Consider the following 14,913-nt stretch of genomic DNA (forward strand, 5'->3'; position numbering starts at 1 on the left):
AGATGCCTGATCGGGTTCGCGCGCTCGTCAAAATGTCGGCCTTGTGTGGATAAATGCGTGTAAAGGTAGGGTTGGGGATTGAATTTCTTATCACGCCTGTTTGCCCTAGTAGCTATCGCACTGCTACCGGTGATCGCAATCCAAGCATATAACGAATTCGACTTGCGTCGCGCGCGGCAGATCGACGTTCAAGGTCAAGCGCTGAACATGGCAAAGCTCGCGGCGGCAGAGCAACGGCAGATCGTCCAGGGCATTCGTCAAGTCTTGATAGCGTTGTCGTTACTCCCGGCGATAAAGGCCAAGGACAGTGAGGCGTGTGACGCGTACCTCGCCGCCGTAAAACAGCGTTTTCCGGCTTTCATTACCTTTCTTGTCGCCGATTCGAATGGTCAGTCCTTCTGTGACACAAACGATATTCACCGACCGACGGATATCTCGGTACGAGGCTATTTCTCGAATGCCCTGAGTACGGGTGCCTTCACGGTCGGAGAGTTTTCGATCGGTCTTACGAGCGGCCGGAACGTCATTCAATTTGCATTACCGTTTCGCGGGGACGACGGTAAGTTGGACGGCGTTATCGAGGCGAGTCTCAGCCTGGATTGGCTTGCAACCTACATTGCTCTGAAAGGTGCGCCGCCGGGAGCTGCCATTGCGATCACGGACCGCAACGGCACCTATCTGGCTCGTTACCCAGATAACGGGCGGTTCGTTGGGACCAGGATGACCCGAGATAGATACCTGACCCAGCGCGGTCCGGCCGCAGTTGATATGGTCGACGTCGACGGTGTGGAGCGGGTCATTGGTCACTCGGCTTTAGAGGGTGATTCCGGAGGGCTCGTGGTCAGCTTCGGTTTCGACAAGGAGCGGGCATTCACCGAGATAAAAAACCGTACGCTGCGCGGCACCGTCTTGATCGTCGTCAGTACCTCGTTGGTCTTGATCCTCACATGGTCGGCTGCACGGCGATTTATCCGTCGTCCGCTTGGCCGATTGGTCGACGCCGCGAACGAGTGGCGGCTTGGTGAATATGCACGACGTGTCGATATCCGGGACAGGTCCGAGATCGGTCAGGTCGCCGACGCGTTCAATACAATGGCCGATGCGCTGGAGCATCATGAGCGGGAATTGCGCAAGGAGAAGGAGAAAGCCGAAGAAGCCGCGGCGCGGATCACGATGATCCTCGAGAGTACGGCCGACAGCGTTATCACCGTCGATCGAGATTTCCGTATTGCATTCTACAATGAGCGCGCGAGAGCTCAGATCGCCGAAGGGCGCCAGCTCATCGGTATTAAACTGCAGGAAGCGGTCTTCGAACCTGACGATGCGGAGCCTTACAAGCTGCTTGCCCAAGCGATCGAGCAGCATAAGCCGGTCTCGTTTGAAACGTATCGTACTCACGACGCTGTTTGGCATGAGGTCAATGCGTCGCCCACGAGCGATGGCCTCGCCATCTTCTTTCGCGACATCACCGAGCACAAGCAGGCCCTTGAGGCGCGACGTCAGACCGAAGAGAAGCTGCACCAGAGCCAGAAGATGGAGTCTGTCGGCCAGCTCACCGGCGGCGTCGCGCACGACTTCAACAATCTGCTCACCGTCGTCTCCGGTAACCTCGAACTCATCGAGCACGCAAGGGATATTGGCCGGGTCCGGAAGCTCGCCGCCGCCGCACGGCGCGCAACCGATCGCGGGGCAAAGCTGACCGCGCAACTTCTGGCCTTCTCGCGGCAGCAGAAGCTGAGTCCAAAGCTGGTCAACGCCAATAAGCTCGTTCGCGGCTTTCAGGAGCTGATCCGGCAAGCCCTTGGCGAACAATGCGAGATCCGGTTGCGGACCGATGAACGATTGTGGCTATGCAATGTCGATCCGTCGCTGCTGGAGACCGCACTCTTGAACCTGGCGCTAAACGGGCGCGACGCCATGTCAGATGGTGGCGTGCTCGAGATCGAGACGCAGAACGTCGTTCTCGACGAATGTGCCGCTGGATGCGCGTCCGGATCGTATGTCCGGTTGTCCGTCAGGGACACTGGTCACGGGATGCCTCCCGAAGTGCGAGACAGGGTTTTTGAGCCGTTCTTCACGACCAAGGAGATCGGTAAAGGGACAGGGCTTGGCCTCAGTATGGTCTACGGCTTCGTTCGGCAGTCCGGCGGACACGCCACGGTTGAGAGCGCGCCGGGCGTGGGAACGACGGTCGCGTTGTATCTTCCTAAAGCCGCACAAAACGGCAATGCCGAGGTTGAAGCTGTCAAAGCGCAAGCCGTACCCGGAGGCTCGGAGCGAATCCTGGTAGTTGAGGATAATGAGGACTTGCTGGGAGTCACTTCGGAGATGCTGACCACGTTCGGCTATGAGGTCCTTTGTGCTCGTAACGGCGCGGAAGCGATCCAGATCGTGGAAAGTGGGCAGGCGTTCGATCTCCTGTTCAGCGATATTGTGATGCCAAATGGTATGAGCGGTGTCGAGCTTGCCCGCGAGCTGGTGCGCCGCAATGAGAGCGTCAAGATCCTCCTCACCTCCGGCTACGCGGGCGATGTGCTGGAACGCCACCAAGCTGCAGGCGAGTTTCCGATTATCGACAAGCCATTCCGCCGGTCGGACCTGGTCCGGCGCCTGCAGTCAATTTTGCGCGAATGTAACGACCCGCGGGCTAAATAGAGTCGGACGTCGTTATGGTCGAAAACAGCGGCTGCTGAGAAATGGTCAACTCGCCTATTCGCAACAACGGTTGGGTTCGTTGCCATGATGGTTTCGCCTTAGGAGCGTCACGGCAGCAGCGCATCGCCAACAGAACTGCCGCGCGATCTGTTTACGGACAGAAGAAGGGGAACAAGGTTACGGCAGCGGCCCGACGATAGATTGATCGTGACGTCGGGCGATGGCCGGCAGTTGGTCCATGTGACGCTCACGTGGCTCCGGTATGTTGTGCAGGTCGCGGAAGAATTCCTCGTGGCGGCGTGGCGTGGACACGAGGATATGCCGCGCATCACCGACGCCGACATTTGTGAAGCCGTGAACGACACCCCTTGGAATTATCACGCGGGCGCCAGACCGGACGGTCTCGGTCTTATCGTCGATGAGATACTTGAGTTGCCCCTCGATCACGATAAAGAGCTTGTCTTCGGTCGATGAGATATGCGCCGGCGCGCCGAAACCAGGCTTGATAGTCATGTCGAGGACAGTGAACGGGCCGGGATAGGGGTTGATGATCTTAGCGGTTATTCCTGCGAATTCCGTCGTTTCAAATTCCGTGGTGACACCAGGTTTCATTTTCGCTCCAATGGTTGGCAAAAGGCGGCGATTGGCCGCTGCGATTGTGTAGGAAATGTCGACGACATCGGAACTCCTGCATGCTCAGCCAGTGGCTGATGTCGCTGGCTCACGGGTGATGTTCCCGCAGACGTTGGCAACGATCTCGTAGGAGCGGGAGGCAGCAACGGGGTCGCGGATCAGCGTGATGACTATCAGTTCGTCGGCCTGCGTCTTTCGCACCACGGCCTCGATACCGGATCGCACCGTCTCCGGCGAGCCGACGATAGCATAGGGCAGGTCTTGCTCAGCCGTTGCCGCTGCAGCGGGTGTCGTCACATTGTCCGGCGGCCGTGGCACGCTTGTCTTACGAAACCATTGCAGCAGGATCGGCCGGATAGATGCCAACAAATCCTGGGCTTGAGCATCGGTCTCCGCAGCAATGATGAAGGCAGAGACCATCGCATAGTCGCGCTCCAGAGTTCTGGAAGCTCGGAAATTTGTCCGATAGGCGCGCAAGGCGACCTGCAGGTCCTCGGGCGCAATATGGCTCGCGTAGGAGAACGGCAGGCCAAGCTTCCCGGCCAGCGCCGCCGACGATGTCGACGATCCCAAAAGCCACACCGGAACATCGAGGCCCCGCGCAGGGACGTACGGCGCATCGTCCGCCCGCCGTTCACCGAGCAGCGCGAGAAGTTCGTCGAGGTCTCGTTTGAAACGACCGCGCGCATCGGGCGGCTTGCGTAGCATCTGGAATATCTCGGAATCCGCACCAGGTCCGCCCGTGGCGCGCCCGATCCCGAGATCAATCCGACCGGGATGCAGCCCCGCCAGTGTTCCGAATTGCTCGGCAATAACCAGCGGCGAATGGTTGGGCAGCATCACCCCCCCGGAGCCAACGCGGATCAATCTCGTTACGCTGGCGATGTGCGCGAGCACGACGGCCGGTGCTGCATTGGTCAGGCGTGGTACATTATGATGCTCGGTGAACCAGAAGCGCCGATAACCCAGCGAATCGGCCTGTCGCGCCAGTTCGACGGTTCGGCGCAGGGAATCGCTTGCCGTCTCGCCGTCACGCATTGGCGAAAAATCGAGGACCGATATCGGGAGCGGCGTGCCCATAGCAGACTCTCTCTTACGTGTGTAAAGCAGCCTCGTAACCACGCTGCGCATCGCGTGCGCATCTCTCAAGACATGTTACAGTCAGAACACTACCGGTCATCACACAGCGTATCCCGATAAATTACTGAGCCGATCATCGTGCGCGATCGTCAGAACAGTGACCCGGAGGGTCTCCGACCATTTGGCACCAAACCGCGAGTACTGAGGTCGCAAAGCATTCGCCCTTTGGCACGCTTGTCTCTACGGAAGTCCGCATCATCACCTACTCAACGATGCGATCCTACATGGGCATATGCCCATATTGTGCAAGGGATTGTCCGGAGTGGTCTGACCGCCGCAAACGGAATTAGAGAGAACCTCCTGCAATTGTGATCGCGTTTGTTCGCAATACCGATCGCCTCTTCCTCTCTGTGATGCCCAGCGCGCACGCACGCTGAGACCTGTTCCACGCATGACTTCGATAATCGCAGATGCACGGCGCAACGCCCGCGCCGGACCATCGAACGTAACGAGCAAATCGTCACCCGGCGTCTTGATCTCACGACCGCAGAATCGAGCGATCTCAGGCCTGACGAGTTGATTGTGACGGACCAAAGAGGTCCTGCCATGCGCGATCACCGAGCTTACGCGCGCGCTTCGTGGACTCGACGATGTCGGTAAATAGAACGGTTGCCAGCAGGCGATTGCGCCGGAACAGTTGGCCGTGTGCCGGTCAAGAACTCCTCGACTTCATCGTGCAAACGATCAGTGTCGCCGACCAGCGCGTGATCATCTTCCGGCAGCTCGACGTAATTCGCATTGGGAAGATGACGGGCGAGGCTACAACTTGCCCGAAGCGCGAAGCGATGCCTTACTCCAATCCAAGTACTGATACCTTGGCAGTGGTGATTTCGGTAGGCCACAGGATTTCTGTGAGACCTTTTGCGACGGCGATCTTTTGTGTCCCGTTGATCGAATAGGTAATGACGCCGCCGCCAATCGCGCCGTTGAGATTTTGGCCCCACAATTTGCGCCCGTTCGCTGTGTCAAGCACGTAGAAATTTCCGCCCATGTCCCCAAAGAAAACGATGCCGCCTGCCGTCGGCGTCATGCCGCTTTGAATGGGATAGTTCGTCTTTGCTCTCCACCTCCAAACGCCGCTGTCAGCGTCAACGGCGTGGATCCAGCCGGCCCAGTCGAAAGCCGGGTCGGACTTGCCCCACGTGTAGAACGGGTTGATCGATGCTTCACCGGACCACGGTCTGCCAGGCGGCACGGCGGCGATTTTCTCGCTGGGCTTAAGCGTAACAGTGGTGCACCATTCGACCTCGCCGATGAAAATGAGGTTCAATTGGGAATCGTAAGCGGGACCGTTCCATTCGGCGCCGCCCGTCGACCCGGGACAGAAGTGGACGGGCTCGCCAATCACAAACGGCGCATTCTCGTTCTCCATCCGGGTGACCGGCAACCTGTAGAGCAACGCATTGGTGTCGAGATCGAAGCCGTACAGGTTCCCATCCTTCGGGGCGACCGATAGAACCTTCTTGCCACCCGCGGTCTTGATAATGGCTGGAGCGCCGGAAACGTCCCAATCGTGCCAGTCTTTCGGCACGATCTTCAAGTGGCTCTTGTAAGCTCCGGTCATCGCGTCGAGGACGACGACCGAGCCGGAATACAGGTTCGATCCCTCACGCATGCCGGCTGCAAAATCGGGCGCTGGGTTTCCGCCCGGCACATACAACAAGCCGGTCTCCGGATCCAACGTGTATGAAGTCCAGGTCGCGCCGCCGGTTATCGGCACGCCTTGCAGCGAGTTGCTCCAGGTCGACGCATTGAGGGGTGAAGCACCGAGCGGTCCGCGCGTCGGATCGCCTTCAGCCTTGGGCACGAGGTAGAACTCCCACACGATCTTGCCGGTCTTGGCGTCAAGCGCATACATGCGCCCCTTCACTCCCTTGATGTCGCCTCCGGCGTTGCCGATGAATACCAAACCGTTCCAGGCGATCGGAGCCGCAGGCGCGCTCTCACCTTTCTTCGAATCCCCGATCGCGGTTGCCCAGATGCGTTTGCCCGTCTTGAAATCATAGGCGAGGACGCGCGCGTCTTGGGTGCCTCGGAAAACCATGCCGTCGAGATAAGCCGCACCGCGATTGACCTCTTGCGGCGTCGCAGGAACGTAATCTTCATGGGCGCGCCAGTTTTCGTGGCACGTCGAAGCATCGATGGAGAAGATGTCAAACGCGGTCACGAAGATCAGCGCGCCGTCCACCTGCAGCAGCCCGGAATTGAAGCCGGTATATACCCCGGTATCATAAGTGCAGAGAACCTTGAGCTTCTCGGCATTTGTCCTATTGATCTGACTTAACTCCGAAAAGCGGTTCGACGTCAGAGTCTTGTTGTAGCTTGGCCAGTCTACGGCAGCACCGCTGGGAGCAACCTGTGGCAGTGCCGAAGCCGTCGAGGCTGGCTGCGCCGCCGTTCCGGTCTGGGCGACTTCCGTTTCAAGGGTCCCGGCAGGAGCCGACCAATAACGCACGTAGTTGATCGCCGTCGACCCGATCAAGACCGTTTGGTCCCAGTAAGCATAGGACAGGCCTGCTATGGCAATGCCGACGACGACGATTGCGCCTACGAGACTGCGAAGCCAAAATCTCATCGGTTAATCCTCTGTAGCCTCATCACTCCATCATTGCTGTATTCGCCGAATATTGCAGCTCGCTTCGGTCTTGAGCCCGAAGGAGCGCGCGATAATCGCCAGCGCATTGTTGGTGTTCGACAAGTTCGCTCACCGTCTCTCCACCTGCGGTTGATGCCGCCCTGACGGGCCGTCAAGGTTTTCGCTCGTCGGAACATCTTTGCAAACATCAAAAATTCGGACCCCTTCGATCGGATCCGGACGCCGCATCACCTCAGGTTCCGAAAGTGCGCGGCGAGCGTCATCGTAGCCGCTCTCCCAATGCTCTTCCATCATTCGTCGGGAAAAGAGGAAGTCCTTGGCGATGCCCTCGTAGCTTCTGGCACGATAGACAAGGTGGACAATATTGCAGACCTTCTCGTCCGCTTCCTGCTGCAGCAATTTTGCATGCTTACCCTTCCGAAATTCATCGGGAATCTCCTTCAAGAGATGGGCAATTGCAATACGAAGCTTCTGTGTCTGCTTGTATTGATCCGTTGCTGCGCGGGTTCGGCTTGAATATACGATGTCCTTGTTGCGGACTTCCACCTCAGTCAGATCATGTGGCAACAGCCCGCGGGCGCTCCAAAGGTCTATTTGGAACGCGAGCGTGTCTTTTCGCGGTTGGCCGTCGAGCACCCATTGCAGAGGAGTGTTGGAAACAAGTCCGCCGTCCCAATAGTACTCGCCGTCGACTTCGGTGGCTGGAAAGCCAGGAGGCAGCGAACCGCTGGCCATAACATGCTCAGGCCTTATGCGATCAGTGGTGGTATCGAAATAGGCAAAGTTTCCAGTACCAACATTCACTGCGCCGACACTGAAGCGCATGCCACCGGCATTGATCCGGTCGAAATCGACCAGACGTTCGAGGGTAGCTCTCAGTGGCGAAGTGTCGTAGTAGCTGGCCTTGTCCGGTGCGTCCGCGGGCCACAGCGCCGCCGGTGGCATACGGGGTGTAAAGAAATTCGAAGCGCCAAACAGGAGGATATTCACGGCTCTTCCCTGATTGACAAGGTGATGAGCAAACGCATTTTCAAGTTCTATGGATTTGAAATACGGGATGCCCAGAGGGGACGTGCTGACGGTCTCCCAGAATTCGCGCAATCGATTCACACGCTGGTTCGGGGCATTGCCGGCGATGATCGCTGCATTGATCGCGCCGATTGAGATTCCCGCGATCCAATTCGGATGAAGATCCGCCTCGGCAAGAGCCTGATATACCCCAGCTTGGTAGGAGCCGAGCGCTCCACCTCCCTGGAGCAACAGAACAACTTGCTCGAATTGCGTCCGTGTGTCTTTCAGAGAGGTGGTTTGGTATGAGGTCATACTGAATACCCCTGATTTGCAGGCGGCAGTTTGCGACAATGGCCGACCTCAAAAGTGCCTACAGAATTGGCGTTACTGGTCGAACACTCGCTTCCAACCGTTGTTAGATACTGTTCGCTATCCAGTCATCGGGCTATGCGATTTCGGCAGCATTCGCAGCAGCAATAGGCTGATTTGGTTGCAGTCACCGGAGCGCGCGGACAGCCGGTTCCTGAGAAACCCCGAAGCAGACGACATAACCCAGGAAAATAGAAACGATGTTGGGCGTCGCATCGTTCATCCCATTTCTCCTCGGGCGTTGCACCTGATCCGACGAGTCCAATAGAAAGGACCACTTCGCGCTATGCAGCTTCTGGCGAGTCTTTGATTGGCCATTACGGGCTCATGCGCTGCAGCAATTGCGTCCTTATTCGATGACTTCGTCGGCGCGGGCGAGTAACTCCGGAGGAATATCAAGATTCAGCGACCTTGCTGCTTTCATGTTGATGACTAGCTGGAATCTCGTGGGCTGCTCCACAGGGAGATCCGACGGGCGAGCCCCTTTCAAAATTCTGTCCACGTAACCGGCTGCGTCGTGAAACAGACTCGGGATGCTTGGTCCATACGAAATAAGACCTCCCGTCCGCACCATGGCGGCGTCTTCAAACATTGTGGGAATTCGATTCTTGATGGTGAAGTCAAGAATCCGCTCTCGGTGGAGCCTCGTAAATGGCTCTACCGTCACCAAGAGCGCGGCGGGCCGCCGTTTTGATAGTGCCGCGAAAGTTGCTTCGAGTCCTTCAAGGTCGTGCGCGCCAGAATCCAAAAAGGCAACGTTCAATTGCTCGGCGGCACGTTGAGTTTCATGTACGCGCAGCGCCATACCCGGGTTCGATGTGTCCCACAGCACGGCGATGTCTCGAATGCCCGGCACCACCATCTTCAAAAGTTCTAGCCGCTTTGCGCTCAGATCAGTCGCCATCACCGAGAACCCGGTAATGTTTCCGCCGGGGTGGCTAAGGCTAGTCACAACGCCGGTACTGAGCGGGTCGCTACTGGCGGCAAAAACAATTGGTATGGTCGATGTCGCTCGCTTGGCAGCAAGACAGCCGGGGGTGCTGAAGGTGACGATGACATCGACGTTCTCTTTGACCAGCATGCTCGCGAGCTTGTCCAAACGATCCGGCTCGCCGTCAGCATACAGGTACGTCGTTTCGATCGTGCGCCCCTCCTGATAACCAAGCGCATCCATCCCTCGACGATATTCGTCAAGGTTTTCCTGCTCCGTCTTAGTAGTTGGCACGAGCCAACCAACCCGTGGAATCTTTCGCTGCGCAGCAGCGGCCGCGGCCCGGGTCGCAATCGCAAGCATTTTGATGAAGTCGCGTCGTCGCATTGCCCAGCCCGCCTGTGACGGCACCATGCATTCAAGCAGTGTATTCTACCCAAAAGCTGGATGGTTTGACACCGAGAATCACATGTCTGCAGCGGGTCCAAATGCGACGCGGCGGGGAGGGCAGATCCTGGCGCAAAGCGGACATCCGGCCTCATTCGTATGGCAGAGAAGGGCCAGCAGCGGTCATTCGTCCCTGCGATTAGCGGGCAACATGGTCCGGTGGACCCGCTTCAAGCGATGCCGGCGAGGGAGCCGGTGATCCGTAAGCTCAGGTACGTCTAAGCTCCGTGGTATGGAAAGGCTCAAGCGTATCGATATCAGTGATGGGCTGCCTCTTCTGGTTCCACTTGAAATAGCGCAGCGTTATAATTTCGGGGGTGAAGTCCGCTACGAGGAAACCGTTCTCTTCTATGGGGGGGACGGTTTCCTCCATGTCGAGGTGCTGCGGTGGCTTTGGGCCTACGCCACGGAATTCCGAGGCCCAGCCGCCATCACTCGTGCCCAAGGGACCAGGGAGAACAGCTATAACCGGGTTGTTGGAGAAGTTCAGATGACCGCTTCGCAACATCCGACCTTCGCCGATGGCGTGCAGATCGCCGCTAACGACAAGCGGTATGCGGCCAGGCATCGCTGAAAGCGATTGCATCAGCCGATCATGCTGCGAGAGCCACCCCCGTTGCCAGTAAGGCTTTGGTCTCTCTTCCGACAACTTGCCGTCTGGCCCCAAGAGGTCAGGGTACCATTCACCCCACTTACCCGCGCTCCAACCCGGCGGGTTGGAAGGGACATTCACCAGATGGACAACGTCCTTCGCTGCGGCGCGAGCTTTTAGCCAAGCTTCCACATCAGGAGCCACAAATACTGCGGTCGGTCCCGCGAGTGTAACCGTTCGCCTGACGTCGTAGAGGAGGATCTCGGCGAGGCGTCCATAGCGCAAGGTACCAAAGCTTTCCGAGAGACCAGAGGGTCGATAGGATGGCTGGTCAGGACCATCCGACCCTGGAAGTCCGGGTGACCGGTTCGGGTCAGGTAGGAACTCGGGATACCAGAGACGTTGCGTCGCCCTTGCCGACTGCAGCATGAAATTGTCGGGCGGGAAGGTGACAGCCTCGTCCGTCGCCTCATCATTGTCGAAATGGTCGTGGTCGTCCTGTAAGAAAAAGACCGGTGTCGAGCGGCAGAGCGTGCCGTATAACGGAGTTATCTGCTCGCCCGCAGCGCGAAGCAATGCACTCTCGTTAGCTCCACCCAGGATAGGCGCATCCCTGTCAAAGCGAGCGTATTCCAGCGCCGCTTTGGATGCACCCAGTTTCGGCGCGGCTCTCGGCGCAAGAAGATCCCAATAGACGTGATCTCCGTTCGCAATCAATGCATCAGGCGCGAAAGAAAGCCCTCGTCGCAGCAACCTCTGACGAACGGCGGCAGGCAAGAACCCGAAACCGGTATGAGCAGCACTGAAAAGATCGTGCCCACCTGCACATGAATAAATCAGAAGACGTAGCTTGCTTGGCAGGTCGTCTGGTGCAGGCATCGTAGATAACTTCCAGGATTGACTGAGGCTGCGACCGTCAGAAGACGTCAATGAAAGTTCATACGAAGTTCCCGGCTTGAGGTCGCCAGCGTGAAACTGCCAGAAATAACCTCGTGTGTCTGATCGAACGCCCGAAAAGCGTTGGTCGCCAACTTGGAGACTTGGCGGCGCGTCGAGCGGTCGTTTGAACGACGCCTTTATCAGGATGCGATCATGGCTGCTGGTGGGAAGGAGGTGTGTTAGTTCGCCGTCGTCCCAGGTCTGCGCTGTTGGAGTTGCGACAGTCGGTGACGTTTGGGCGAGCACTGAGTTTCTCATGCTCGGGGGAATTAAGCCCAGTGCCGCCGAAGCTCCGGCACCTAGGAGTTCACGCCGTGTGGTCGCCATTGGCCGCCTCCCTTGGATACGCTCTGCCAACAATGCGGGCCTCCGATCGTCGGCATTGCCAAAACAATCGTTCTCCCTAGTCTCTATGAGAGCCGCGAAAAAGGAAGTAACATTGACGCAACCGCGTGCCGGTCACCGAGATGGAGCTACCTGCTCTTACCGCGAAGCCGAATTCAGTGAAGTCGATGGTGGCAAGAAGCGCTCCATGTCTCATATGGCCAGAAGCGATCATTGCTCGGCGGCAGGGACTGCCAGTCGGGACACTGTAAGCAGTGCAGCGGAGGATTGCTCTTTTGTTGGCGTCGAGGGCACATCATGAGTCGGCTGGGAGGATTGGCAGGAAATTCGCCATTGTGGTCGGACTTGCCCTCAGTCAAGCGGTGATAGCAGCGCCACCCGATAACCGTGATCCCGCGCTTGCGCCATGGTTTGACAGCCTAAAGCAACCAGGCACGGGCGCGCCGTGCTGCTCGGTTGCAGATTGCCGAACGGTAGAGTTCCGGCAGGACCGAGACGGCTACGAGGTGTTAATCGATGGTCGCTGGAAGATGTCGATTCCATTCTGGCTGCGGGTCCCGCCGAATAGGATCATCGACAGAACCGACAATCCGACGAACCGCGCCGTGGTCTGCTTCACGCCCGAGGCTGGCATCCTCTGTTTCGTGCGTCCGGCCGAAAGTTAATTCATGCCGCTTCGGCTTGATTTCGTGGAGCGATGGTATCTACGTTTGCAGGAGCGCCAAACGTTCCGGACGCGGACAGCTCAGAAACCATTCTTCATCAGGCCCAATGAACGGAGATTCCAGATGAGTGAGACAGTCGCACGACTGGTCGTTCCAACGGCCGGGGAGCGGGCCCGGCTGAAGGAGGGAATACATATTGAACGCAGCCCTCGCCGCGTACGGACGTACTTTGGTGGCAAGCTGATCGCCGACAGCGAGCGCGTTCTCCTCGTCTATGAAACGAAGCGGCCGCCGGCTTATTGGTTTCCGATTGCGGATGTCCGGATGGACTGTCTGGAGCAGTCACAGCAACCGGCTGATACCATTCGCTGGCGCTTGGTCGTAAAGGATCGCATCGCTCAGAACGCGGCCCGCGCTTACATCAAACCCACTGGCGATCGGGCTGCACTGGAAGGCCATCTCACTTTTTACTGGAATGAGATGGACGCGTGGTTCGAGGAGGATGAGCAAGTCTTTGTTCATCCTAGAGACCCGTACGCAAGAGTCGATACAGTCCACAGCTCGAAGCACGTGCGCGTGGAGATTGGAGGCGTGACACTGGGTGAAACTCGCCGACCCATTCTCCTCTTCGAGACTGGGCTGCCGACTCGCTATTACATTCCGAAGCTGGACGTACGCATGGATTTGCTCGAGCCTACCGAATCTGCCACGCGATGTCCGTATAAAGGTGTGGCGTGCTACTGGTCGGCTCGGGTAGGCGACAAGCTCGTCAAGGACATCGTTTGGAGTTATCCGGCGCCAATTGCCGAGTGCCCGAAGATCGAAAACCTGCTCAGCTTCTACAACGAGTACGTCGACCTGTACGTCGGTGGGGTGCTGCAAGATCGACCGATCACGCCGTTCTCTTGATGTCGAGATCATGGTGTCCCGGGTGTCTCCGGTTTCTAACGCCTCCTCCTAACCGGCCTCCTTCTCGAGCATCCAATGGTTGGATTCACACGGCCGCCCTGCGACGCCGGGGTCATCGAGGCGACACCGGCCTTTGACGCAGCTCTGTCACAGAGACGGAAGTGGCTGACGCTGGCGGCGGCCATAGTCGGGTCCAGCATGGCCCTCCTCGACGGCTCAGTAGTGAACATCGCGCTGCCCGCAATCCAACGGGCGCTGCATGCAGACGGTGCCGCTACACAGTGGATCGTCAACGCCTACCTGCTGGTGCTCGGTGCGCTCGTATTGATCGGTGGATCGTCTGGTGATCTTTATGGCCGACGCCGGATTTTTGTCCTCGGCGTCGTGGTTTTCACCACCGCCTCCGTCGCCTGCGCCTTGTCGCCGAACCTCGCGGTACTGATCATCAGCCGCGCGGTACAGGGTTTGGGGGCCGCACTGTTGACTCCGGCAAGTCTGGCAATGCTAGGCGCGACCTTCGAAGAGCCGCAGCGGAATCACGCAATCGGGATATGGGCGGGCGCAGGTGCACTGATGATGGCAGCAGGTCCGTTGCTGGGCGGATGGTTCGTTGATCAGCTATCGTGGCGGGCAATATTCCTCATCAACGTCCCGCTCGCCATTGCGGCGGCTGGACTTGCGCTTCGCTTCGGCTGCGAAAGCAGCGATCCCCGCGCGAAGCAACTCGACTGGAGCGGTGCCACCTCAGTCGCGATTGGCCTTACTGCGATTACATGGGGTCTGAGCACCATTCCGGCGGTGGGATTCCGGGACAAAGCAGTGCTGGCCGCCCTCGGCGTAGGAACCGCTTTCCTAATGTCGTTTGTCATGATCGAAGCTCATCTCCAGGAGCGGGCGATGATGCCGTTGTCGCTCTATCGATCACGCAACTTTTCAGCAGCGAACGCGTTGACGCTGTTGCTCTACTTCGCACTCGGCGGTGCGCTCTATTATCTGCCGTTCGGCTTGATCCGCCTCGGCGGCTACTCCGCGACACAAGCCGGCGCGGCATTATTGCCTTTTGCCCTGATAATGGGATTCGGGGCATCATTCGCCGGGACGATTGCTGACCGTTTTGGGCCGCGAGTGCTGCTCACCGCCGGCCCCATCGTCGCGGCTTGCGGGTTGGCGATGCTTGCGTTGGTCGATCTCAGGCAACCTTACTGGATCGGCGTATTTCCGTGCATGCTCCTGCTGGGCGCGGGGATGGCAATTACGGTTCCACCGCTGACGTCGACTGTGATGGGCGCCGCCGGCCAAGCCCATGCCGGCATTGCCTCGGGCGTCAACAACGCTATTGCTCGAGTCGCTGGCGTGCTTGCTGTCGCCGCGCTCGGGGCGGTGTTCTTTGCAGATTTTTTGCATAATCTCACCGGAACGACGCCTGCGCAAGCGAACGAGGTCCTAAGCGTCGTGATGTCTGGACAGCCTGGTGCGAATGCGGAGGCGATCGCTGCATTTGAGCGCGCACTGCACGCGATAATGCTAGTGCCCGCTAGTTGCGCCGCTCTTGCCGGTCTCGCTGGTTGCGTGTGGATCGAGCCAAGCAGTGTGCGTGCAAGCAGCTAAGATACTGCCGGCAGCCGGCCAACTGACTCACGCCACTTGATGCAGGATCGATATACAATACCGGAGGAGTCCG

Annotated in this window: 9 protein-coding genes; 3 read left to right on the top strand and 6 right to left on the bottom strand. The window is 58.3% G+C overall.

Annotation, left to right across the window (positions count from 1 at the left end; all coding sequences use genetic code 11):
• Positions 1–78 precede the first annotated feature (78 nt).
• Positions 79–2,655: an ATP-binding protein gene (locus A3AI_RS0103925; RefSeq protein WP_036047425.1), complete on the top strand. Its 2,577-nt coding sequence runs from the start codon at positions 79–81 to the stop codon at positions 2,653–2,655.
• 177 nt (positions 2,656–2,832) lie between these two features.
• Here the strand turns inward: A3AI_RS0103925 and A3AI_RS0103930 are convergent, their stop codons facing one another.
• From A3AI_RS0103930 to A3AI_RS0103955, 6 genes are all read right to left on the bottom strand, one after another.
• Positions 2,833–3,267: a cupin domain-containing protein gene (locus A3AI_RS0103930; RefSeq protein WP_024514318.1), complete on the bottom strand. Its 435-nt coding sequence runs from the start codon at positions 3,265–3,267 to the stop codon at positions 2,833–2,835.
• Positions 3,268–3,351: 84 nt separating this feature from the next.
• Complete coding sequence (locus A3AI_RS0103935; protein ID WP_024514319.1) at positions 3,352–4,368, bottom strand: LLM class flavin-dependent oxidoreductase; 1,017 nt, start codon at positions 4,366–4,368, stop codon at positions 3,352–3,354.
• A gap of 850 nt (positions 4,369–5,218) precedes the next feature.
• Positions 5,219–7,003: a pyrroloquinoline quinone-dependent dehydrogenase gene (locus A3AI_RS0103940; protein ID WP_024514320.1), complete on the bottom strand. Its 1,785-nt coding sequence runs from the start codon at positions 7,001–7,003 to the stop codon at positions 5,219–5,221.
• Between the two features lie 129 nt (positions 7,004–7,132).
• Positions 7,133–8,347: a DUF3734 domain-containing protein gene (locus A3AI_RS0103945; RefSeq protein ID WP_024514321.1), complete on the bottom strand. Its 1,215-nt coding sequence runs from the start codon at positions 8,345–8,347 to the stop codon at positions 7,133–7,135.
• A gap of 406 nt (positions 8,348–8,753) precedes the next feature.
• Entirely contained in the window at positions 8,754–9,722 is a 969-nt protein-coding gene (locus A3AI_RS0103950) for an ABC transporter substrate-binding protein (protein ID WP_036047427.1), read from the bottom strand.
• 268 nt (positions 9,723–9,990) lie between these two features.
• Complete coding sequence (locus A3AI_RS0103955; protein WP_024514323.1) at positions 9,991–11,640, bottom strand: metallophosphoesterase family protein; 1,650 nt, start codon at positions 11,638–11,640, stop codon at positions 9,991–9,993.
• An 806-nt stretch (positions 11,641–12,446) separates the two neighbouring features.
• On the opposite strand from A3AI_RS0103955, the gene A3AI_RS0103965 reads away from it, so the two are divergent.
• Together A3AI_RS0103965 and A3AI_RS0103970 are read left to right on the top strand one after the other, a co-directional pair.
• The gene (locus A3AI_RS0103965) at positions 12,447–13,232 is read left to right on the top strand and encodes a DUF427 domain-containing protein (RefSeq protein ID WP_084800841.1); all 786 of its coding nucleotides are present in this window, start codon (positions 12,447–12,449) and stop codon (positions 13,230–13,232) included.
• A gap of 75 nt (positions 13,233–13,307) precedes the next feature.
• Positions 13,308–14,840: an MFS transporter gene (locus A3AI_RS0103970; RefSeq protein ID WP_024514326.1), complete on the top strand. Its 1,533-nt coding sequence runs from the start codon at positions 13,308–13,310 to the stop codon at positions 14,838–14,840.
• Positions 14,841–14,913: the final 73 nt, after the last annotated feature.

It is taken from the genome of Bradyrhizobium sp. Tv2a-2, from assembly GCF_000472425.1.
Lineage (GTDB): Bacteria > Pseudomonadota > Alphaproteobacteria > Rhizobiales > Xanthobacteraceae > Bradyrhizobium.